The following is a 23496-nucleotide window of genomic DNA, read 5'->3' on the forward strand; positions in this document are numbered from 1 at the left end:
TTTAATAACTTTCTGAGGCATTCGGGAAATCTACAGATTTTACATCTTTTACAAACTGAGCAACAGCACCAGTAATTTCGGTATGTAAATCTAAATATCTTCTTAAAAACTTAGGTGAAAAACCTTTGTTCATCCCAACCATATCGTGATAAACCAAAACTTGTCCGTCGCAATTTGCGCCAGCTCCAATTCCGATCGTTGGAATTGTAATAGCTTCGGTCACTTTTTTAGCTAAATCAGCAGGGATTTTTTCTAAAACAACTGCAAAACAGCCTAGTTCTTCCAAAAGCTTAGCATCAGAAATTAGTTTTTCTGCTTCTGCATCTTCCTTAGCTCTTACTTTATAAGTTCCGAATTGATAAATCGATTGCGGCGTTAATCCCAAATGTCCCATCACAGGAATCCCCGCATTTACAATTTTACGAATCGATTCTTCGATTTCTTTTCCGCCTTCAATTTTTACAGCGTGTGCACCGCCTTCCTTCATCATTCTCACCGCCGATTCCAAAGCTTTTTCTGGATTACTTTGGTAAGTTCCGAAAGGCAAATCCGCCACAACCAAAGCTCTGTCAATCCCCCGAACAACGCATTGCGTGTGATAAATCATTTGGTCAAGAGTAATCGGAAGTGTTGTCTCGAATCCCGCCATAACATTAGCCGCAGAATCGCCAACCAACACCGCATCTATACCGCCAGCATCAACCATCTTTGCAGTTGTGAAATCGTAAGCAGTGATCATCGAGATTTTATCATTATCGAACTTCATCTTACGAAGTGTCTCCGTTGTAATCTTTTTTATTTCTGAATGTACCGACATGGGCTTAACTTTTAGGTTGTATTAAAGAAACAAATGGTTATCTAAAATTAGATAACCACATGACCAAGTTTTATAAGTTTTTCGTGATTGATGATTTTGATGTTCCGTCCCTCGACAAGGATCAATTCATCTTGTTTGAATTCTGATATTAATCGGATTGCACTTTCTGTCGCAGTCCCGATAAGGTTGGCAATTTCTTCTCTTGTTAAAGAAATATTAATAAATCCTTCTGGATCAGTTCCTAATTTTTGTTCAAGTAAAATTAAAATCTCAGCTAATCTTTCTCTTACTGTTTTCTGAGCTAAAAAGGTTACTGTGTTAGACGATTCGCCCAATTCGTAAGCAATTTTTTGCAGCATTGCGTAAGACAATTTAGCATCAACTTCTAATAAATGAATGAAGAAATCCGCTGGTAAAAAAACAACCTTCAGTGGTGTCATCGCTTCCGCTTTTGCTTGGAAATTTTCTCCACACAATAAAGAGCGATAACCGATAAGATCGCCTTCTTTACAAAATCGAAGGATCTGATCTTTACCATAAACTCCAGATTTTGAAAGCTTTGCAGTACCTTCTTTTATAAAATAGACACCTTGCGGAGATTCTCCATCTTCGAAAACAGTATCTCCCTTTGCGAACTCCATATCTCGCAGTTCTGCTACTAATTTATCATAATCCTCAGGTGATAAACTTCTCTTAAAAGACTCTCTATTAAAGGCTTTAATAAAATTCTGTTCAATAACTTGCTGTAATTCAAGTGACATATGTAATGACATTTATCAGCAAAAATAAGACTTTCTACTCCCAAAAGCAAAGTTTTTTGACGTAATTTTGTAAGCTAAACCCAACAAACCACATGTCAGAAAAGTGCTTCCATTGCGGTCAGCCTATTGAAAGTGAGCGCATTGAATTTGATGAAAAAGTCTTCTGTTGTAATGGTTGTCAGTCCGTTTACGAAATCCTAAACCTAAATAATCTTGGTAACTTTTATGAATTTAATAAGAATTCGGGGATACGACCAAGTAGCGACGACCAAACGCAGTTCGACTATTTAGATACTGAGGATGTCTTCAACAAAGTTGTAGACTTTCATGAAGGTGGAACGACATTAGTTACTTTCAAAATCCCTGTAATCCATTGTTCGTCATGTATTTGGCTTTTGGAAAGCTTAAACACAATCAATCCAAAAATAAAATATTCGCAAGTTAACTTCACGAGAAAAACGGTGCAAATCGCTTACAAAAGCGACGAACTGAAACTCAGCGAACTAGCTAATTTTTTAACAAATTTCGGCTACAAACCTGTTATTAACCTCGAAACTGCGGACAAAAAGAAGGAAACACTTGACAAAAGTCTTTTGATAAAATTGGCTATCGCAGGATTTGCTTTTGGAAATAGTATGTTTTTAAGTTTCCCCGAATATGTTGGTGGCAACGATGTTTGGATGGATAATTACAAGCATCTTTTCAGAATCACCTTGTTGATTTTGGCAACGCCAGTTGTTTTCTATTCTGCTTTAGATTATTACAAATCAGCTTGGTACGGTCTTAAAAATAAAATCATCAATATCGACGTTCCCATTGTCATCGGGATTATCATGTTATACGGACGTTCGATTTACGAAATTGCGACCGATTACGGCGGCGGCTATTTCGATACACTTTGTGGACTTTTGTTCTTCATGCTTTTAGGAAAAACTTTCCAAAAAAGAACTTACAACAGTTTGTCTTACGACCGCGATTACAAGTCATTCTACCCGATTGCCGTCACCAAAATCGATTTTAATGGTAAGCAAGACAATATTCTGCTTTCTGACCTGAAAGTTGGCGACAGAATCATGGTTAGAAATCAAGAAATCATTCCTGTTGATTCGATTTTAATAAAAGGAGAAGCCAATATTGACAATAGTTTCATCACTGGAGAAGCGGCTTTGGTTCCTAAAAAAGCTGGTGACAAAATTTTTGCTGGTGGTAAGCAAAGTGGACCAATCTTGGAGTTGGAAGTTATTAAAAACGTGGATCAAAGTTACTTAACACAACTTTGGAACAAGGAAGCCTTCAAAAAAACAGAAACGGGACTCGATACAATTACCAATAAAATCAGCAAATATTTCACAATTGTTATTTTGACGATTACCGCGATTGCCGCAATATATTGGTCACAAGAGAATTTTGAAAAAATGTTCCAAGTGGTTGCCGCAATTTTAATTATTGCTTGTCCGTGTGCCTTAGCGCTTTCGGCACCGTTCACCTTTGGGCACATTATGCGAATTTTGGGCAGAAATAAATTTTACGTTAAAGATACTTTGACCATTGAAAGACTCTCAAAAATTGACAGTTTAGTTTTTGACAAAACTGGAACGATTACAGAAAATAAAAAGTTAAATATTAATTATTCTGGACAAGATATTGCCGAGTTTGATTTGAAAAACATTAAAAGCTTATTAAAAAATTCGAATCACCCTCTTTCAAAATCTTTATATGATTTTATTGACACTAAAGATGATTATTTCCCGATCGAAAATTTTGTAGAAATACCTGGAAAAGGTTATTCTGCAAGCGTTAGAGGCAAGCTTTACAAAATAGGCTCTGCGAATTTCACAGGACAAAAATCTGAGAACTTAGAAACCGCTGTTTTCGTACAAGTCGGCGACGAATTTTTGGGGAAATATATTTTTAAGAACGAATACAGAAAAGATTTAGAGACCCTTTTTACACATCTTAAATCTTACCAAATTAATATCTTAAGTGGCGACAACGCATCGGAAGAACAGCAACTTAAAAAGATGATCCCGAATGTTTCGCAGATGCGTTTTAATCAAAGTCCAGAAGACAAATTAGAATTTATACAAGAACTTCAAAACCAACATTATAAAGTAGCGATGCTTGGCGATGGTCTTAACGACGCAGGCGCACTAAAGCAAAGTGATGTAGGCATTGCCATTTCTGACGACACTAACGCCTTTACGCCATCATCCGACGTTATAATGGATGGTAGCAAAATCCCAGAATTAGATAAGTATTTAAAATTCTCAAAAGACGCCATAAGCATCGTAAAATTAACGTTTGCAATTAGTTTATTCTACAACGTTATTGGGGTAACATTTGCGGTTATGGGCAAGGTTTCGCCATTATTTGCAGCCATTATAATGCCTATAAGTTCGATAAGTGTTGTTGCTTTTACAACTTTATCAACGTGGTACCATAGTACAAAGTATTTCAAGCTGTTAAAATAGAATCATCTATTTAGATAAATTATAAATTAATTAATTTAAATTCATTCTGACTAAAGTCATTAATTTTAACTAAATTTGGGAACTTTAATTAGTGTAAATTTGTCTCAGTTATGGAGATTCTCTATTTAATGATCATATGCAGCGTGTCTTTAGCTGTGGTTTTCTTAATAATTTTTATTATTGGAGCTAAAAAAGGGCACTTCGAGGATGACGAAAGTCCGGCTGTACGTATCCTAATGGACGACGAAATTAAGGAGGAAAAATCTGACAACAACAAACAAGAAGAAAAAGATAATAGTGATTTGTAGATATGGAAACACAAAAGTTTAGTTATGACAATAGTATCGTTAGGGCTTTCCTGATTGCAACTATGGCCTTTGGTCTAGTTGGATTCTTGCTTGGTCTGATAGCGGCACTTATGCTTTTTTATCCCGAACTTCCAGAGTTCTTCTTCGGAACGGATGATACGACAATTGCCAGTTTAAGAAGCGGCGATATGTCTGGACTTATCAGTTCTCACGGAGCGTTTGGATTCGGTAGAATCAGAATGTTGCACACAAGTGCAGTTATTTTCGCTTTTGTAGGTAATAGTATTTTCGCTGGTGCTTACTATTCTTTGCAAAGGTTATTGAAAACAAGAATGTGGAGTGACACTGTGTCTTGGTTACACTTCTGGACATGGCAGATTATGATTGTGTCTGTAGTTATTACTTTCTTGATGGGTATTAATACATCAAAAGAATACGCAGAGCATGAATGGCCAATTGACATCCTAATTACCATTTCTTGGGTATTATTTGGAGTTAATATGTTCGGAACAATTGCTAAGAGAAGAGTTAGACACTTGTATGTTGCTATTTGGTTCTATCTAGGAACTTGGGTTGCTGTAGCAATGCTACACATCTTTAACAACCTTGAGATACCATTAACAATGTGGAAATCTTACTCTATTTATTCAGGTGTTAAAGATGCTCTTGTACAATGGTGGTATGGTCACAATGCGGTAGCATTCTTCTTGACAACCCCAGTATTAGGTTTGATGTATTACTTCTTACCAAAAGCTGCTGATAGACCTGTATTCTCATACAAACTTTCAATCATCCACTTTTGGTCCTTGATTTTCGTATATATCTGGGCTGGTCCTCACCACTTACAGTATACTTCATTACCTGCGTGGGCACAGGCTGTAGGCACAGGCTTCTCAATTATGCTTATTGCACCATCTTGGGGTGGGATGCTTAATGGTTTATTAACATTGAGAGGTTCATGGGATAAAGTACGCGAAAATCCTATTCTTAAGTTTTTCGTTGTAGCTGTCACATGTTATGGTATGGCAACTTTTGAAGGTCCTCTTTTAGCCACCAAAACTTTAAATAAAATTGGTCACTTTACAGACTGGGTTATTGGTCACGTACATTTAGGAGCTCTTGGATGGAATGGTTTTATGGCATTCGGGGTTATTTATTACTTGGTTCCAGTAATGTGGAGAACAAAATTGTACTCCACTAAAATGGCTAACTGGCATTTTTGGCTAGGTACATTTGGTATTATTTTCTACGCTGTTCCTTTATATATCGCAGGATTCACACAAGGTTTGATGTGGAAACAATTTAACCCAGATGGTACTTTAGTTTATAAAAACTGGTTAGATACTGTTACGGCAATTCTTCCTTATTATAAAATGAGATTTGTTGGAGGTTTATTCTATATCTCAGGTGCAATCTTGATGGTGGTTAACGTAATATTAACTGCAAAACAAGGATCATTCCTTAAAGATGTTCCTGCAGAAGCGCCTGCTTTAGCAAAAACTATTAAAGGTAGAAAACAAGGTGAGAGCTTCCATTTATGGTTAGAAAGAACACCTTTATATTTAACAATTGGAGCTTTTATAGCTGTTGCTATTGGTGGTGCTATTGAGATTCTACCTACTATATTTGTTAAAAATAATGTACCAACAATTTCTGCTGTTAAGCCTTACAGTCCACTAGAATTAGAAGGTAGAGATATTTATATTAGAGAAGGCTGTAATGCTTGTCACTCTCAAATGATTAGACCATTCCGTGATGAAGTTGTTAGATTTAACGGTAAAAATGGCCAATACTCAAAAGCTGGAGAATTCGTATATGATCATCCATTCTTGTGGGGATCTAAAAGAACAGGTCCAGACTTACAGAGAGAAGGTGGTGTTAGACCAGATTCTTGGCATTTTAAGCACATGTACAACCCTAGATCTACCTCAGCAGGATCTATCATGCCTCGTTATCCTTGGTTAATTACAAGTACACTAGACAGGTCATTAACCAAAGCTAAATTAGAATTGATGAAAAATTCTTTAGATGTACCATACACTAAAGCACAAATCGACTCAGCAGATTCTTGGATGAATAACCAAGCAGCTGCTATCGTGAAAAACATCTATTCTGAAGCAGCCGACGTTAAAGATCAATTTGCTAAACAGCAACAAACACAAGGAGCTAGCTTTGTTCCGCTTGAGAAAAGAGAAATTACAGCACTTATTTCTTACCTACAAAGATTAGGTACAGATATTAAGACAACTGAAGTTAAAACAGCGAGCAACTAATAATAATTACGAATGATTCCGCAAAGTTTTAAAGATATTATTTCTAATGTTGAGTATGCAGGATTACTGAATACCCTTTCGCTAATCCTGTTCATTATAGTTTTTGTAGGGATAACATTGTATGTGTTTAATAGACCTAAAAAATATTACGAGGAAGAAGAGAATGCTCCTCTTAATGATGACCTAGACATGGATGATGATGAGAATAGAACTTCGCACTAAAACATTTTAAAATCATGAAAAGAAGAACACCCGTATATATTAACATCCTTATCGTCTTAGGATTATTGCTTGTCGTATTTTACATGTTTGCACAGTCTTCCGATTTCTTTGGTACAAAGTATTTCTGGGCTGCTGCTATAGTGAGTATCATTGTTGTATTTATCCAATCAGCAATTGGTGATTTGATCGAGAATGAAAAATTCAAAAAGCTAACAGACGAAGAGAAGAAAACCTACCTAGCAGAAACCAAGGTTCCTTACTTCAAATACCTTTGGAATTCCGCTTCCAAAAAGCAAACTGCAAAGGAGGAAGAAGACATACTTATCGATCATGGCTTCGATGGTATCATGGAGTTGGATAATCAACTTCCAAAATGGTGGTTAGGTCTCTTTTACTTTGGTGTTGCTTATTGTATTCTTTACATTGTTTCATTTAGTTTTACAGATTTTGCCCACCCAGATGTTGAATACAACATAGAGCATAAAGAGCAAATTGCTGCAATTGACGAGTATAACAAAAGTGTCCCTCCTGTAACTATTGAAACTGCGGTTTTCTCAGAAGATAATGTTGCAGAAGGAGAACAGATATTCAACACCAACTGTACTGCTTGTCATATGGATGCTGGAAAAGGCGGTATTGGTCCGAACTTAACTGACAACTCTTGGATTAACCAACCAGAGAAGACATTGTTTAAAAACATTTTCCATGTGGTATATAATGGTAGTCCGAACAATCCAACAATGCAAGCTTGGGGTAAAAATGGTGTGTTAACTGGAAAAGATATCGAAAAAGTTTCGGCTTACGTATATCATATCAACCAAGAAAAGGCACCTATTACACAAGCACAAGGCGGTGCAGCACCTCAAGGTACAGAAGCGCATTGGGAGAAATAGATTTTTAACAAAACATACTAAAAGAGATTGTCAAAATGTATCGGTTCAATTTTTGTAAATGAGCTGATATGGGAGAAACTAATTTTTCCGGGCAATCTCTTTTTTTATTTATAAATGAATGATATGAGCAACTCTAACAAACCTGACATTGGAGGCCAAGGCCAAATAATAGAGGCAGAAACATTTAGAGATTCTGTCGGGACAATGGATAATACTGGGAAGCGTAAATGGGTCTTCCCGCGCAAACCAAAAGGAAAATACACTAACTACAGAAATATTGTAAGTGTTATTCTTTTAATGATTTTTTTTATTCTTCCTTTTATTAAAATTAACGGAAATCCGTTTTTGATGATTAATATTCTAGATCGTCAATTCTTTATAATTGGGCAACCATTTTATCCACAAGACTTTTTCATACTCGCACTAGGAGCCATTGCTTCGCTAGTATTTATTATTCTTTTTACAGTTGTTTTTGGTAGAATATTTTGTGGATGGATTTGTCCCCAAACTATTTTTCTAGAAATGATTTTCAGAAAAATTGAATACGCGATAGAAGGTGACAGAAACAAACAAATACGCCTAGATCAACAACCTTGGAATTCCGAAAAAATATGGAAAAGAGGTCTTAAATGGAGCATTTTTCTTTTGATATCACTTATCATAACGCACTTTATGTTCATGTATATTGTAGGTTATGAAGAGGTTTTCAGAATCATGAAAGAAGGTCCATTTGCACGACCAACCAACTTCTTGGTAATGATAATGTTCACAGCGGCATTCTACTTTGTATTTGCATGGTTTAGAGAACAAGTTTGTACACTAGTCTGTCCTTATGGTCGTCTACAAGGCGTACTTATCGACAAAGAAACCATTAATGTTTTCTACGATTATCAACGTGGCGAAAACCGATCTAAATGGAGAAAAGGCGAAGATCGAGCTGCAGCTGGCAAAGGAGATTGTATCGATTGTCATCAATGCGTTGTTGTGTGTCCAACAGGTATCGACATCCGTAATGGTCAACAATTAGAATGTATTAACTGTACTGCATGTATAGATGCTTGCGACGAAGTAATGGAGAAAGTTGGTTTACCAAAAGGCCTTATCCGTTATGCGTCTATCAACCAAATCGAAAAAAAGGAAAGTTTTAAATTTACCAACAGAATGAAAGCTTCAACTGTCATTTTAGCTTTATTAATGGTATTTTTGGGCTTTTTATTAAACAACAGAGGAACTATGGAAGCAAAATTCCTAAAACCTCCTGGATCTACTTTCTTTGTTAGAGATGGTCAAATTACAAACACTTACAATTACACCTTCCTTAATAAGTCTAATAAGACGATGACGGTTACTATAAAGGTATTAGAGCCTAACAACGGAACAATTAATGTAAGTGGTGGTAACAAGATTGTTTTGAAAAGAGACGCAATGTTAAAAGGTACAATCAATGTAAGTTTTCCTGAAAAGCAAATTACACTATCTAAACAAAATGTAACAATTGGCGTTTATGATATGGACGGAAAACTTCTTGACTCTTTCCAAACCTATTTTGAAGGCCCGTTTAAGTTTCAATTTTAAAAATTAAATATGTTCAAGAAATTATCGTGGGGACATGCAGTGGTTATAGCTTTAGGTAGTTTTATCGCATTTATTTTATACTTAATTCTCATCTTCCCAATGGGAAAACAAAATGCAGAAATGATATCTAATAACTATTACGAAGAAGAATTAGTCTATCAAGATGTTATCGATGCTAAAAAAAGAGCGATGGAACTAGAAGTGCATCCAGTCTATTCTCAAGACAAAAATGGAATCAAACTTCATTTTCCGGAGGACAGAAAAGTTGACAAAAAAGAGATTGACTTTGTACTTTTCCGTACCGATGATTCGACTTTAGATTTAAAAAAAGTAGAATTTTTGGATGGGACTAACTCGATGCTAATCCCTGCTAGAGTTTTGGTTCCTGGATCTTATACATTAAAAACTAAATGGAAAGAAAATAATCAATTGTACCAAATTGATTATGATGTATTATGGAAATAGCCTTGCTTTTTTCAGCATTATTTCTAGGATTTGCGTCGGGCTTTCATTGCGTTGGTATGTGTGGCCCGATTGCCCTTTCCATGGGATTAACGCGCGAACAAAAGATTAATTTCTACCTTCAGAATTTTACCTACAATTTGGGCCGAATTATCACCTATTCTATCCTTGGCGCTATTATCGGTATTGTTGGCGAAAGTTTTCAATTTGCAGGATTACAAACCACTTTGAGTATTGTTGTTGGGATTTTATTAATTTTAATGGCGTTATTTTCATTTGGAGGAAAAGACTTCGCAACCAAAATCCCATTCATTAATAAAGCTTTATTACAAGTTAAATTAAAACTATCAAAACTCCTTACCAAAGCCGATCTTAGCTCACGTTTTACAACAGGATTGCTGAATGGTCTATTACCATGCGGAATGGTCTATATGGCGTTAACGGCATCCATAGCAGCTGGCGGAATCTGGCAAAGTGCGCTGTATATGCTATTTTTCGGATTGGGGACTTTTCCTTTTATGTTCGCTATCGTACTTATCGGTAATTTTCTTAACCAAAATATGCGTCTTAAAATTGTAAAAATCGTCCCAATTGTTTTGATACTTCTTGGTGGACTATTTATACTTCGAGGTTTAGAATTGGGCATTCCTTATTTGTCACCGAAAAAAGAAGCTTTACAAATTAAAACTCACAATCATGGTACTGATCCTAACGATCATACCATGTGTCACTAAATAAAAAAACCTCCCGAATGCTCGAGAGGTTTTGCTTTATGATTCAATTTTATTAAAAATCGACATCTGCAGTTTCTTTCCCTTTTTGGAAGTTAACCGTTTTTAGATTGCCTTTATAAGAAACGTTTACAATATTAACTTGTTTAGGATAAACATTAGTCAAAATTGAATTCTTAATTCTAAGACTTGATACATCACTAACGCCAGTTGCTTCATAATACACGAAAACCGACTCACCATTAACCTGACTTCCTGTAAAAGTTAAAGTCTTGTTAGTCCCATTAACTGCTACTGCAACGTTGGCATTAACATACTTTTTAACATCAGCATCGAAACCTGCTGTATTTGGGTCAATACCTACTGCTTTAGAAATATGAGAGGTGTTAAGTTTAGTTGTAAATTTTAAGGTTTTACTACCTTCCACAAACTCAACCTTCGTCATCGAAGAAAACATCTCCAATCCAGTAAAACTCATTGCAATAAGCAATAGTAAAACCCCAAAAATGTTGAAATACTTTTTCATAACAATTGATTTTTATATTTAGCTCAAATAACATGCCATGCGGCAGTATTTAGAAATTCACGTTTACAGAATATTTATCATAGAAGGCTTTAATGTGAGCAACCGCTTCATCTGCAGTATCTACAACTCGGAACAATAATAGATCTTCTTCATTTATTAATTTATTCTCAAGAAGTGTATTTTTGAACCAATCCAAAAGTCCACTCCAAAAATCTGATCCTACCAAAACAATCGGAAAACGTCCAATTTTTTTTGTCTGAATTAAAGTCAATGCTTCCATCAACTCGTCCAAAGTCCCAAAACCTCCAGGCATTACAATAAAACCTTGAGAATACTTTACAAACATCACTTTTCTAACAAAGAAATAATCGAAGTCCATATTGTAACCCTTGTCAATATACGGATTAAAATGCTGTTCAAAAGGTAAATCGATATTTAAACCAATAGAACTTCCATGTCCGAAAGCGCCTCTGTTACCAGCTTCCATAATACCAGGACCGCCGCCAGTTATCACACCAAATCCTATTTCGGTGATTTTCTTAGCAATTTCGCTAGCCATTTTATAATAATAGTCCTCTTCCTTCAGACGAGCGGATCCAAAAATAGAAACACAAGGTCCTATTCTACTCATTTTTTCGTAACCATCTACGAATTCTGACATGACTTTAAAAACCATCCAGCTGTCTTTGGTAATGGTTTCGTCCCAAGTTTTTCTACGAAAACTCTCATGTAACTTTTTATCTAAATCTTGATTATCGTCAATCATAAAAATATTTTTTCTGCTTCTGTAATAGATTCTGGTTTTCCAACATCAATAAGATTCGCGTGATGCTCGTAACCAACAATCTGTTCTGTCATCATCATATCGAGATATTCCTCCATGATGGAGAATTTGCCAGTTCTTTTAATTTTATTAAAAATCGCTGAATTAATGCAATGGATTCCGCTAAAAGCCAATTCTTTAAATCCTACATTTGTGCTTGCCATTCTGGTTTCGGCAGTCCCAACATTCTTCCAACCTTTCAAAATCATATGATCGTCGAAAAATAATTTTCGAGAACTTTTTCTATCCGAAACCGCTAAAGTAACAAAATTCTCAGATTCGAGATGTGACTTAATAAAATCTGAAATATTAAGATCTGTGAGGATGTCCGCATTCATAATGAGGAAATCTTCTTCTGATGATAAAAAATCTTTTGCAAAAAGCAAACCACCACCAGTTTCCAAGAGTTCATTTCGCTCGTCAGAAATTTCAATATTGGCTCCGAAATTATTTTTAAGTTTTAAAAAATCAACAATTTGTTCTCCAAAATGATGAATATTAATAACAAAATCATTGATGCCGAAAGATTGCAAATATTTGATATTACGTTCTAACAACGGGCTTCCGTTAACTTCGGCTAAAGCTTTCGGATGCGAATTGGTGAAAGGTTGCAAACGTGTCCCCTTTCCTGCCGCAAAAATTAGAGCTTTCATCAATCAATTTATTTATTAAGTTGTGGTTGCTCATCATGATTAATCACCACTTCGACTTCAGGATATTTTTCTTTAATAAATTCTGCAATTTTTATCGCTGAATATACCGAACGATGTTGTCCACCAGTACAACCAAAATTAATTTGCAAATTTTCAAAACCTCGTGCTAAATAATCTTCAATATTAATGGAAACGATAGATTTAATCGCGTTTAAGAAATGTGGCATCTGCGTTTTCTCTTCCAAATAATCTTGGACAGCGACATCATTACCTGTTTGGATTTTGTATTCTTCGATACGTCCCGGATTGAGAATTCCACGACAATCAAAGACAAATCCGCCACCATTCCCAGAATTATCTTTCGGTATTCCTTCTTTTTTATATGAGAAACTATGTATTTCAACTTTCAAAGTATTGGACATCATTTTTTAATTTTTGTAAAAATAGTTTTTTTAATATGCTTAACGCAAAAAGAAATGATGTAATTTTGCAGCATCAAAGCTTCTATACTATGCAAAACATTGCAATATAGTAGATTAACAACAATTTTTGTATATTAGATTTCTAACTAAAAAAACATAGATATGAAATTCTTCCGTTACCTTTTATTTGCAAGTTTAGTCCTTGTGATGTCTTGTAAAAAAACAAGTGTAGATGGTGCTAACAGAAAAGCTTTCCAAGAAAGTATCAACGATATGACCTCATCGTTACCAACACTTAAGCAAATAAAATTCAATGAAGCTTTATATATTCTTAAAACTTTTGGTGTAGAAGCCGATGGCGATATTGCAGAAATTGAAGCTTTAGGAAAACTTCTTAACGGAAAAAAAGTTCCTGACATTTTGAAAATGGCGGACGAAGTGGCTCAAAAAAATAACATTACTTGGTCTAGCACTGCTCCACCATCATTAGGAACCATGAATATCTTCGGTGATGAAAAAGCATCGGAAGTTGACCCGAACGACGTAACAGCTAGCGGACTTAACATTGTTGTTCGTCCTGCGATGTCAGACAGCATCACTGGTCCAAAGGCAATTGTTGTTGTACCGCAATTGGTTGATCAAAACGGTGAAAAAGTAAGTTTCACAGGCGCTGGTCTAGAAACGACACTTGAAGTTTTCAGTAACGGAAACAAATTGCAAACTGCTAAAAACATGATGCAGGACAATAACTTCAAAGGTTTTACTATTAAATTTTCTTCTCTTCCTATTGCAAGTATTGTTGACAACAAATTAGAAGTTAAGGTCAGTGTAAAAACGGCTAAGAAAGTCTATCAAATGATTAAATCTGGAATTGAATTTAATCCTCGTGCAATTGTACAAGCAGCGCCTTCTACAAATATCCCTGAACCAACAGATCCAACTTTAGCTGATCCAAACAACCCAGAAAACCCAACAACTGGAACAGAAAACCCAACAACAGGAACAACTCCAACCACGCCTACGACACCTACTAAACCAGCAGGAGATCCAAAGACAACGGTTTCAAAATTCTTGAGTAGTCTTAATTCTCAAAACTATAAAGCCGCTTTTGACAATGCAGACAACCCAGCTTGGGGAAGTTATGATAAATTTTCAAATCCAAATTCTGGCTTTGGTTCGGTTAAAAGTGTGAAGGTTAATTCGCTTTCTGCACCAGTTACCAAAGACAATGCATCTACGGTTAATGCTAACTACGATGTAACCGACAAAGACGGCAATGTGACTTCGCTTAATGTAACTTATGGACTTAAATCCACTTCTAACGGTTGGAAAATCACAAGCTACAAAATCAATTCATCTAAAAAACAATAATTAAATGGCATCTTCGGAGCTTATCCACGATTTAGAAAAAACAATAACCAATATCCCTGACTTTCCTATTGAAGGCATTCAGTTTAAGGATATTTCACCAATATTTTTACAGCCAAAACTTTACGAAGCGGTTATTAAAGACTTTGTAGAATTTAGCAAAGGAAAAATCGATGTCGTTTGTGGTATCGAAAGTCGCGGGTATCTTTTTGGAATTGCGATTGCGGTTGCGTTAGAAGTTCCATTTATTTTAATTCGTAAAAAAGGAAAACTTCCACCACCATTTATTGGACAAGTTTATGACTTAGAATATGGCACCTCGGAAATTGAGATGAAAACCGACCAACTACAAAAAGGACAACGCGTGTTAATCCACGACGATCTTTTAGCAACTGGCGGCACAACAGAAGCCGCAGCCAAATTAGTTGAAAAGCAAGGTGGCATCCCAGCACAATTCAGTTTTTTGATTTATTTGGAAGGGCTTAACGGCTCCAAAAAACTTGAAAAATTCAACGCAGATATTTATTCAATTTTAAAATATTAATCTATAAAACGCAGTTTTTTTGCATATCACACAGAAAGCATTAAATTTGCATTTCGATTATATAAAAAATATGGCAGACTTAAATAAAAAACAAATCGAGGAAGGTAAAGAAACCGTAGAGTTTTTTAAAGACTTAGACCAAAAAGCTTTCAATGTAGAACAAGGCTTAGAGAAGCATTCTAAAACAATTAGTATTGCTTTCGGAGTTCTTATCCTTGCAGTTTTAGGATTCTTTGGTTACAAACAATTTATCGTTGGACCTCAAAACGAAGAAGCGACTAAATCATTCTTAACAGCTCTTGCTAACCTTTCCAAAGGTGATAACGACTTAGCTTTAGGAGGAAAAAGCGCTGCTAATCCTGGTTTTGTTGGGACTTACAACGAGTATTCTGCTACAGATGCTGGTAAGTTAGCGGCTTATAACGCAGGTCTTATCGAATTCAAAAAAGGAAATTTCCAAAAAGCTTATGACATGTTGGACAAATTCAGCAGCGACAATAAGACTTTAATGGCGATGAAGTACGGTGCAATGGCAGATTGCTCTGCTAACCTTAACCGTAGCGATGACGCAATGTCTAATCTTGACAAAGCAACAACTGCGTCAAAGGATGCTTATACAACTTATTATTTTACAAAAAAAGCAGGGATGTTGGCATTGTCTCTTAACAAAAAGGCAGAAGCTAAAAAATACTTTGCAACAATCGATGAGAAGTATCAAGACTATGACAATGGTCAGTCTGATGCTTATATTGAAATGACTAAATATTACTAAAACATGGCAACGGTTAATCTTTCCGATTACAAGCCACTCAGCCTATCAAATGCCGATGAATATTCTATCGGCATTGTTGTTTCTGAGTGGAATGATTTTGTAACATTCAACATGCGCGATGGCGCGATAGAAGTACTTCAAAAAGAAGGCATTCGTAAAGAAAACATCAAAGTTTTCTACGTCCCGGGCGCTTTCGAACTTAGTTTTGCAGCAATGCAAATGTGCAAATCCAACCGTTTTGCAGCCGTTATCGCTATTGGATGCGTTATTCGTGGCGAGACGCCGCATTTTGACTACGTTTGTTCGGCAGTGGCGCACGGCATCAAAGATTGCAACGTCCTTACCAAGACGCCGACTATTTTCTGCGTTTTAACAGACGACACCAAAGAACAGTCTATTGCAAGAAGTGGTGGTGCATTGGGCAACAAAGGCATCGAAGCAGCCGTTACAGCCATCAAAATGATACAGTTTAACAACAAAGTATAATTTTAGGAGCAGGACCATTCGCCATGCTTTTGACTATTAGTCCCTCTGTCCGCACTCGCTGTTGTAGCCAAAGCAAATCCAAGCTTTACAACGAGCTCAAACAATTGCTCCCATCGGGGCTATTTTAGACGATTTTCCACATTCTTAGAATAAAATTAAATGTAGGTTTCTCACCTACATTTTTTTTGTACTTTTATCACATAAATTTTCAAACTATGAAATGGACTAACGATAGAAGTGACAACGTTGACGACAGACGTGGTTCCGGCGGAGGTGGCGGAATGCTTGTTGGCGGTGGATTGGGCACTTTAATTATTGCTGCTATTGTTTTCTTTTTAGGAGGCGATCCATCAGCAATTTTAGGGACTGCTGTTAACTCTGGCGGACAACAGACCGAACAAAGACAACTTAACCAACAAGAACTTCAAGTTCGTGAGTTTGTACGGATGGTAACAGCCGAGACTGAGAAAACATGGTCACAAATCTTCCAGCAAAACGGAATGACTTATATAGAACCGCATGTTGTACTTTTCGAAGACGTAACGCGCTCTGGTTGCGGTACAGCGCAAGCGGCGATGGGACCTTTCTATTGTCCCGCTGACGAAACAGCCTACATGGACATGAGCTTCTTCAACGAGTTGCAACAACGCTTTGGTGCTAAAGTAACCGAATTTTCTATCGCTTATGTAATGGCGCATGAAGTTGGTCACCATGTACAGACTTTGTTAGGAACGACACAAAAAGTAGATCAACTTAGACAAAGTGGACGTTACTCCGAAGCTGAAATGAATCGTGTATCGGTTGCAACCGAACTACAAGCGGATTTCTACGCTGGTGTATGGGCAAGACAAACGGACAATCGTGAAAAGATATTAGAACCCGGCGACATTGAGTCTGCAATTAGTGCAGCAGAAGCTGTTGGTGACGACAATATCCAAAAAAGATCAAGCGGCTATGTTAATCAAGAAGCTTTTACACATGGTTCTTCTGCTCAACGTAAAGAATGGTTTATGAAAGGTTACAACACAGGCGACATTCGTCAAGGTGACACTTTCAATGCTCTTTTGAAATAGAAAAGTCTACAAAAAATAATGTAACAAAAACAAGCCGCGCGGAACGAAGTTCCGCGCGGCTTTCTTTACTAATATGAAAAAAATAAACTAATTGGGAATTTGCAACTGATAATGCGTCCCTATTTTTGAATGCACATAATAGACGGAAGCTTCTATCTGCTTACTAAGCTCCATCGCCAATTTTAATCCCAAAGAAGGAGAATTTTTAAAATCAATCTCCGAAAAATTTTTGAGACCATTATCTTTAACATCAATAGCTAACTTGCCTGCTTCTTGCTTTACATTAACATTAACTTTTAAGCGCTCCTCTCCAACTGGTTGATGTGCAAAAGCACTTGACATCAACTCATGAACAATAAGCCCAATAAAAGCAAGTTTTTCAACCTCCAATTTTGGATTATGATTGACGCTAAATCTTAGATCAGCATGATTTGACTTCTCATTAATAAAACTTTCAAACATGGACATATATTCCTTCATGTGTAGTTGACTTTGGTTAGATCGCCTCGTTAACTCATTGTGCATTTGTCCAAGATCTGACACTCTATTTTTAATAGCTAATAAAGCAGTATTAACCTCTGGAGAACAGCCAACACCTTCCGCATCAAAAAGTGATTGCATTAAAGAATGTTGATAACTAAAGCGTAAATCTGCATTTCTACTTAAGAATTCATTTTCGGTTTTTAATTTAATAATCTCAGCTGTTGCGCTTTTTCTATGACGTCTGTGTTTTTTAAAAAAGAATAAAAACATTAAAACACATAGCAGAAAAATACCAAAAAACACGTCAATATGCTGATTCCTATACGAAATGTCACGAAAAAAAACAGCAATCGAATTTGTGATGCTTGTATTTTGTGGTAATGGCACTAAAAATTTGACAGTTGACAAAAAAGAAAAGTCTTTATAGAAAAGCTGAGGCGACGAATACACACACTCAGCAAAAGCAAAGCATCTCATATTGATTTCATTTTGGTTATTAGTTTCTCTAATATACTAAATAATAACGCAATAACTAACATTTTTACTAAATAATTTAAAAATCGGAAACAAACAATAAGAAACAGAAGTACTAACCAGTTTTTCTAATACAAATCATATAAATTTCGTAATGTGAATACAAAAACTAAAGAAAAAAGCTTAGAAAACTACTTTTTTATTTAAAAATCCGATAAGTAAAGCGTTAAAGCATCATTTTTATTGAAAAAAAATTGGGTGCAATCAAACAAAATTCTATATTTGACGCTCAAATTAAAATAATTTACAATGAAAGAACTTATTGAAAAGATCAATGCTGAAATCGAAGCTTTCAAAACTGATGCTAGCTTACAAGAAGAAAAAGGAAACAAAGCTGCTGGAGCAAGAGCTAGAAAATCAGCTTTAGAATTAACAAAATTATTCAAAGAATTCAGAAAAGTTTCTGTAGAAGAATCTAAAAAGTAATTTTTGAATTGTGCAAGTTATAAAAGTCCTCTGTTGAGGGCTTTTTTGTTTTTAAATATAAGGTAATGGCTATTTAATATTCCTTAAGATCATGCATTCTAATAGCTGAAAAGACGCCAATAGGTTTATTAAATATAAGCTTCAAAAAAAAACATCTCATCCTAAAACAAAAAAGACCGATAATCAATGATTATCAGTCTTCTTATGTACCCCAGACGGGACTACCATAATACTTTTCTCAATTTTTCTTGTTTTTAATCCACTTATATTCAGTATATTTGATTAACAAAGGGAAATGGAACTATGCTATTTTTTTAATTTTAGTTAAGTTAATTTCAAATTTAGCCACCCTTTTAGCCACCCTTTATTATTTTTTATTAAATTAAATTTCACAATGAAGATAGTTTTTGAATTAAGAAAAGAAAAAATAGCTCAAAATGGTTTAATTCCAATTCAACTCGTTCTAAGACACGATGGAAAAAGAATCAGAAAAAACACTGGATTTTCTGTTTTAGAAAGCCATTGGAATGGACATAGAGTTAAACCCAACCTTAAAAAAGAACCTAACAACAATTATGAAATAACAAATAATGAGTTACAATTAATTGAAGAAAAAGTAAACAAGTTATTTCTTTTTTTAAAGGGTAATGATATTCCTTTTTCAGTCGAAAAATTCAATGAAATATTTGAAAAAAAAGAAGAACCTTCGGATAATAAATTTGATTTCTTTTCTTGCTTTAAAGAATACATTGAAAAAGGAAAACTAACAAAAACACCAAATACAATAAAAGGTCAAATTACAGTAAAAAATTATTTAGAGCTCTTTTGTAAAGAAAAAAACATTTCGCTTTCTTTTGATGAAGTAAATAATGATTTTTTTGACTCATTAAGAGATTACTCCTATGAAGTAAAAAAAATGAAACAGAACTACTTTGCTAAAGTAATTAAGGTTTTAAAATCATTTCTGAATTGGGCGATAGAAAAAGGATACAACACTAATCGTGAATTTGAAAAATTCAAAGCTGCTGAACATGATATTGACATTGTTTTTTTGACTTTTGAAGAATTAATGAACTTATACAATTATCAATTTGAAAGTGATAGACTTTCTCAAGCAAGAGATTTCTATTGTATGGGTTGTTTTACAGGATTAAGATTTTCTGATTTGTCAAAACTACACCTAGCTAATATTTCCGAGGATCATATTGTCCTTTCTATCCAAAAAACGAAAACCCAAAACCACGCCATTAAACTCAATAAATACGCAAAAGCTATTTTGGGAAAATACAAAGGAACAATCTATGAACCGTTACCTATAATTTCCTCTCAAAAATTTAATGAATACATCAAGGAATGTTGTGAGTTAGTGGAAATCAATCAACTTTTTACTATTCATTGGTTTGTTGGTAATAAGAAAAAATCTTTAACTCAACCAAAATATAAATTTATTACAAGCCATACTGCAAGAAAAACATTCATAACCAATTCTCTACTTTTGGGAATGGAACCGAAAGCCATTAAGAAAATTGCAAACATCAAAAAAGATGCAGTTTTAGACAAATACATGAAAGTAACAGAAGCTTTTACAGATGAACAAATGGATAAAGCATGGAGATAAAGTTATTGCATATTGCGATATGCAATAACGCTAATTTGTAATTCAATTTTTTTTTATTAATATTGCATATCGCAATATGCAATATATGAAGAATTCAAAGCAAAATATGAAACCACAGGACATCGTTTTGTTACTAAAAATTATTAGCCTCGATAATGATTCGTGGAATCAATCTTCCGTTGCGGCAGATTTAGGAATAAGCCAAGCTGAAATAAGCGAATCGGTTGCAAGGTCAAAAAACTCAGGCTTATTAGACCCAAAAGGAAAAGTAGTAATGAAGTATGCTCTTGCCGAGTTTCTACAATATGGGATAAGATATGTTTTTCCTCAGAAGCCGGGAGCAATAGTCAGAGGAATTCCAACCGCTCATAGTGCTTTACCTCTCAATAATGAAATCCAAAGTAATGAAAAGTATGTTTGGGCTTATGCAAAAGGAAATACAAGAGGTCAAAGTATAGAACCACTTTATCCATCGGTTCCAGAAGCAGTATTGAAAGATGAAAAATTATATGAATTACTTGCAATCACAGATGCGATTCGTGTTGGGCGAACAAGAGAAAAAGAAATAGCCGTAGAATACCTAAAAAAATATTTAAAAATTGTATAATAAGACCATAAATATAGGAGTTGTAGCGAAAGTAGCAGAAGGTTTACAACAATATAGGGAGCAAGTAGTGTTCGTCGGTGGAGCTGTTATCAGTCTTTATACAGATGACCCAGCAGCCGACGAAATACGTCCCACGAAAGACATTGATTTTACAATTAATATCGTAAATGTAGGAGAATTTCTCAAAACAATCGAGGAATTGGGAAAATTAGGTTTTCATCCAGACCCTTATGGAACATCTATTTGCAGTTACACATACAAAAAATATCCAGTAGATATAATTCCTGCCGAAGACAACGCCTTTGGTTCAACCAATCGCTGGTATAAAATAGGTTTTGAGGACTTATGGAAAGTGAAAGCAAAAAATCAGGAAATTTACATCTTATCAGCACCTTGTTTTCTTGCAACAAAGTTTGAAGCATTCAATAGTAGGGGAAAAGATTACAGAACCAGCCATGATATTGAGGACATTATCTACATCATTGATAACAGAATCAGCATTGTAGATGAAATAGCAAAGTGCGATGAGAGAATTTTAGAATTTATTAAATCTGAATTGCAAAAAATCATTGATAAAGGTCTTTTAGAAGAACTCTTGCAAACACATATACACCCATTGATTATTGATGAAAGGATTGAAATTGTAAAAGAAAAAATCAACAGCATTATGAATGCCTGAAAATATTGACGATGGATAGTTCTTGTATTTTAATCAAAAAACAACACTCTTTATTTTTGAATCAAGTAAAAAAACGTTAAACTTTGTTAAAGTAGAAGTATTTTAGTTAAAATTTGTTAAAACATAAGATTTATTGAAAAGACTAATCTGGATTAATTTAGATTAATCTGGATTGCAAAAAAATTATTCTGGACTAATTTGGATTAATTTAGACTGTTCTGGACGAATCACAACTATTTGATTTTCAATAATTAAGTTGATATTATTGCATTTGAATTTAAAATAATTAAAATACAATCAAATGTCAGTACAACTTTTTTCACATTCCAAAGCAGATTTGGAAAAAGCGGTTGAAATTATTCTAAAAAAAGCAACCGACTTCACATTACCCGTTAAAAAAACAGAAGAACAACCCGAAGATTTAATTTCTCAAATCGAAGCCACAAAATTTCTGCACATTTCTGTTCCGACCATTATTGACTGGCGGAAAAATAAGAGTCTGCCTCATTACAATTTTAATGGGCGATACTACTATTCTAAAAAGGAACTTTTGGAATACGGAAAAAACCGAAGAATGTAACCTCTGTTCGAGCATTACAATTTCTATTGTTTAACAATTTCGTATTAAAATCATTCTTAAAATGAACAAAAAAATTCCCTATTTACGAGTAGGCACAACATACTACAAAACCATAGAAAAACCATTAATTTCAGGTGATAAAATTTCCATACTAGTTCGTTGGAATCGGGAAACCATTATCAGCGACTACGGAAAAACCTATCTTTCACAAATTCCGAAACACGATGGTTTTTGCTGTATTCCCAGTCATCTGAATTATGAAAAAATAATCGAAGGGTTTTACAATATGTACAATGAAATCCCACATCAACCAATTGAAGAAAGCTTAAATTCCGATGCACTAAAAGAAAAAATTAAGTTTTCTCTGAATTTTATGGAACATATTTTCGGCGAACAATTGGAGTTAGGATTAGATTACATAAAAATATTACTTGAGAAACCCACACAAATGCTTCCGATTCTATGTTTGGTAAGCAAGGAGCGTTCTACAGGAAAATCCACTTTTATCAAATGGCTAAAATCCATTTTCGGGTTGAATATGACTTACATTAAAGGAGATTCCTTTAACAGTCAATTTAATTCAGATTGGGCGTCAATGCTCATTGTAGCTATTGATGAGGTGTTTTTCGACAAAAAAGAGATTACTGAGCGCCTTAAGCACCTTTCCACAACAGATAAAGATAAGAAAGAAGCGAAAGGAAAAGATCGTGAGGAAGTTGAATTTTTTGGAAAATTCATTCTTTGTTCCAACAATGAAGACAATTTTATTCAGATTGATGAAGAAGAAATTCGGTTCTGGATTATCAAAGTTAAATCTATAAAAACAGAGAATACTGAATTCCTTCAAAACCTAATTAAAGAAATTCCCTATTTCCTTCGCTATCTGATTCAAAGATCGTTCTGTAGCCAGAAACAAACCCGAATGTGGTTTACTGATTCTGAGATAAGAACAAAGGCGTTACAAAAATTGGTTTGGAAAAACAATAACAAACTTGAATCAAAAATTATTGAGCTCTTGTATGAGTTTTTTGAGAGTACCGAAGAAAATGAAATCCAAGTCATTCCGCAGGATATTTTCAATATGCTCGGAAGAATGTTCAGAAACCATTATTGGACTGTAAACGACATCCGAAAGCTTCTAAAAGAAACATGGAAACTTGAACCACAAAATAATTCTTTGGCATACATCAAATACGACATTGATTATTCAGGAAGTTTTTATCAAAATAATAAAACTGGACGCTATTTCACAATTAAAAAAGATTTCATTCTTCAAAAATTTGATGAAATGATGAATTAATTGATAATGAAAACAAAATCAATGGTTTATATCTCATCAAAACTCTTATCAAAATATAAAACCTTGATTTTTGATGAGAAACTGATGAG

The 23496-nt window shown here is 34.8% G+C and carries 26 protein-coding genes; 19 read left to right on the top strand and 7 right to left on the bottom strand.

What is annotated here, in order from left to right; all coding sequences use genetic code 11:
- Position 1 precedes the first annotated feature (1 nt).
- Together panB and RT037_RS00395 are read right to left on the bottom strand one after the other, a co-directional pair.
- Positions 2-817, bottom strand: coding sequence for a 3-methyl-2-oxobutanoate hydroxymethyltransferase (panB, locus tag RT037_RS00390; RefSeq protein ID WP_312321676.1), 816 nt, complete (start codon positions 815-817; stop codon positions 2-4).
- A 47-nt stretch (positions 818-864) separates the two neighbouring features.
- Positions 865-1578 carry a Crp/Fnr family transcriptional regulator gene (locus RT037_RS00395; RefSeq protein WP_313026946.1) on the bottom strand — a complete coding sequence of 238 codons (714 nt, stop codon included), beginning with the start codon at positions 1576-1578 and terminating at the stop codon, positions 865-867.
- 92 nt (positions 1579-1670) lie between these two features.
- Here RT037_RS00395 and RT037_RS00400 point away from each other — a divergent pair, with 92 nt between their 5' ends.
- The 8 genes from RT037_RS00400 (at position 1671) to RT037_RS00435 (ending at position 10516) form a co-directional block, all read left to right on the top strand.
- Entirely contained in the window at positions 1671-4049 is a 2379-nt protein-coding gene (locus RT037_RS00400) for a heavy metal translocating P-type ATPase metal-binding domain-containing protein (protein WP_313026950.1), read from the top strand.
- A 110-nt stretch (positions 4050-4159) separates the two neighbouring features.
- Positions 4160-4357: a cbb3-type cytochrome oxidase assembly protein CcoS gene (gene ccoS / locus RT037_RS00405; RefSeq protein ID WP_313026954.1), complete on the top strand. Its 198-nt coding sequence runs from the start codon at positions 4160-4162 to the stop codon at positions 4355-4357.
- 2 nt (positions 4358-4359) lie between these two features.
- Positions 4360-6630 carry a cytochrome-c oxidase, cbb3-type subunit I gene (gene ccoN, locus RT037_RS00410; RefSeq protein ID WP_313026957.1) on the top strand — a complete coding sequence of 757 codons (2271 nt, stop codon included), beginning with the start codon at positions 4360-4362 and terminating at the stop codon, positions 6628-6630.
- Between the two features lie 12 nt (positions 6631-6642).
- Complete coding sequence (locus tag RT037_RS00415; RefSeq protein ID WP_313026960.1) at positions 6643-6852, top strand: CcoQ/FixQ family Cbb3-type cytochrome c oxidase assembly chaperone; 210 nt, start codon at positions 6643-6645, stop codon at positions 6850-6852.
- Between the two features lie 14 nt (positions 6853-6866).
- Positions 6867-7745: a cbb3-type cytochrome c oxidase N-terminal domain-containing protein gene (locus RT037_RS00420; RefSeq protein ID WP_312321682.1), complete on the top strand. Its 879-nt coding sequence runs from the start codon at positions 6867-6869 to the stop codon at positions 7743-7745.
- A 123-nt stretch (positions 7746-7868) separates the two neighbouring features.
- A complete protein-coding gene (gene ccoG, locus RT037_RS00425) occupies positions 7869-9320 on the top strand; it encodes a cytochrome c oxidase accessory protein CcoG (protein ID WP_312321683.1) in 1452 nt (483 codons plus the stop codon).
- A 9-nt stretch (positions 9321-9329) separates the two neighbouring features.
- Entirely contained in the window at positions 9330-9785 is a 456-nt protein-coding gene (locus tag RT037_RS00430) for a FixH family protein (RefSeq protein WP_312321685.1), read from the top strand.
- Entirely contained in the window at positions 9776-10516 is a 741-nt protein-coding gene (locus RT037_RS00435; RefSeq protein WP_313026969.1) for a sulfite exporter TauE/SafE family protein, read from the top strand. The genes RT037_RS00430 and RT037_RS00435 overlap by 10 nt, the downstream gene beginning before the upstream one ends.
- Before the next feature lie 52 nt (positions 10517-10568).
- Here the strand turns inward: RT037_RS00435 and RT037_RS00440 are convergent, their stop codons facing one another.
- The 4 genes from RT037_RS00440 to RT037_RS00455 are packed head-to-tail and all read right to left on the bottom strand — an operon-like array spanning position 10569 to position 12940.
- Positions 10569-11039, bottom strand: coding sequence for a DUF6702 family protein (locus RT037_RS00440; protein ID WP_312321688.1), 471 nt, complete (start codon positions 11037-11039; stop codon positions 10569-10571).
- Positions 11040-11088: 49 nt separating this feature from the next.
- Complete coding sequence (locus RT037_RS00445) at positions 11089-11805, bottom strand: TIGR00730 family Rossman fold protein (protein WP_312321689.1); 717 nt, start codon at positions 11803-11805, stop codon at positions 11089-11091.
- A complete protein-coding gene (locus tag RT037_RS00450; RefSeq protein ID WP_313026974.1) occupies positions 11802-12515 on the bottom strand; it encodes a sugar phosphate nucleotidyltransferase in 714 nt (237 codons plus the stop codon). Before RT037_RS00450 ends, RT037_RS00445 begins: the two co-directional genes overlap by 4 nt.
- A gap of 8 nt (positions 12516-12523) precedes the next feature.
- A complete protein-coding gene (locus RT037_RS00455) occupies positions 12524-12940 on the bottom strand; it encodes an RNase adapter RapZ (RefSeq protein WP_313026978.1) in 417 nt (138 codons plus the stop codon).
- A 159-nt stretch (positions 12941-13099) separates the two neighbouring features.
- On the opposite strand from RT037_RS00455, the gene RT037_RS00460 reads away from it, so the two are divergent.
- The 5 genes from RT037_RS00460 to RT037_RS00480 all read left to right on the top strand — a co-directional run bounded on the left by RT037_RS00460 (position 13100) and on the right by RT037_RS00480 (position 17180).
- Positions 13100-14308 carry a hypothetical protein gene (locus RT037_RS00460; protein ID WP_312323260.1) on the top strand — a complete coding sequence of 403 codons (1209 nt, stop codon included), beginning with the start codon at positions 13100-13102 and terminating at the stop codon, positions 14306-14308.
- Positions 14309-14312: 4 nt separating this feature from the next.
- Positions 14313-14849, top strand: a complete 537-nt coding sequence (locus RT037_RS00465) for an adenine phosphoribosyltransferase (RefSeq protein WP_312323261.1) — start codon at positions 14313-14315, stop codon at positions 14847-14849.
- Positions 14850-14919: 70 nt separating this feature from the next.
- Complete coding sequence (locus RT037_RS00470; protein WP_312323262.1) at positions 14920-15621, top strand: tetratricopeptide repeat protein; 702 nt, start codon at positions 14920-14922, stop codon at positions 15619-15621.
- A 3-nt stretch (positions 15622-15624) separates the two neighbouring features.
- A complete protein-coding gene (gene ribH, locus RT037_RS00475) occupies positions 15625-16107 on the top strand; it encodes a 6,7-dimethyl-8-ribityllumazine synthase (protein ID WP_312323263.1) in 483 nt (160 codons plus the stop codon).
- A gap of 215 nt (positions 16108-16322) precedes the next feature.
- Entirely contained in the window at positions 16323-17180 is an 858-nt protein-coding gene (locus tag RT037_RS00480) for a neutral zinc metallopeptidase (RefSeq protein WP_313026983.1), read from the top strand.
- Between the two features lie 87 nt (positions 17181-17267).
- On the opposite strand, the gene RT037_RS00485 is transcribed toward RT037_RS00480, so the two are convergent.
- Complete coding sequence (locus RT037_RS00485) at positions 17268-17801, bottom strand: hypothetical protein (protein ID WP_313026987.1); 534 nt, start codon at positions 17799-17801, stop codon at positions 17268-17270.
- Positions 17802-18446: 645 nt separating this feature from the next.
- On the opposite strand from RT037_RS00485, the gene RT037_RS00490 reads away from it, so the two are divergent.
- The 6 genes from RT037_RS00490 to RT037_RS00515 all read left to right on the top strand — a co-directional run bounded on the left by RT037_RS00490 (position 18447) and on the right by RT037_RS00515 (position 23407).
- Positions 18447-18623 (top strand): histone H1, encoded by a 177-nt coding sequence (locus tag RT037_RS00490; RefSeq protein WP_079666618.1) that lies wholly within the window; start codon positions 18447-18449, stop codon positions 18621-18623.
- A gap of 394 nt (positions 18624-19017) precedes the next feature.
- A complete protein-coding gene (locus RT037_RS00495) occupies positions 19018-20241 on the top strand; it encodes a site-specific integrase (protein WP_313026991.1) in 1224 nt (407 codons plus the stop codon).
- Between the two features lie 106 nt (positions 20242-20347).
- Positions 20348-20848: a hypothetical protein gene (locus tag RT037_RS00500; protein ID WP_313026993.1), complete on the top strand. Its 501-nt coding sequence runs from the start codon at positions 20348-20350 to the stop codon at positions 20846-20848.
- Positions 20841-21527, top strand: a complete 687-nt coding sequence (locus tag RT037_RS00505) for a nucleotidyl transferase AbiEii/AbiGii toxin family protein (protein ID WP_313026996.1) — start codon at positions 20841-20843, stop codon at positions 21525-21527. The genes RT037_RS00500 and RT037_RS00505 overlap by 8 nt, the downstream gene beginning before the upstream one ends.
- A 301-nt stretch (positions 21528-21828) precedes the next feature.
- Positions 21829-22107, top strand: a complete 279-nt coding sequence (locus RT037_RS00510; protein WP_313026998.1) for a helix-turn-helix domain-containing protein — start codon at positions 21829-21831, stop codon at positions 22105-22107.
- 61 nt (positions 22108-22168) lie between these two features.
- Complete coding sequence (locus tag RT037_RS00515; RefSeq protein WP_313027001.1) at positions 22169-23407, top strand: DUF5906 domain-containing protein; 1239 nt, start codon at positions 22169-22171, stop codon at positions 23405-23407.
- The last annotated feature ends 89 nt before the right edge of the window (positions 23408-23496 follow it).

Origin of the sequence: Soonwooa sp. (genome assembly GCF_032062245.1) — a bacterium.
Taxonomy (GTDB): domain Bacteria; phylum Bacteroidota; class Bacteroidia; order Flavobacteriales; family Weeksellaceae; genus Soonwooa.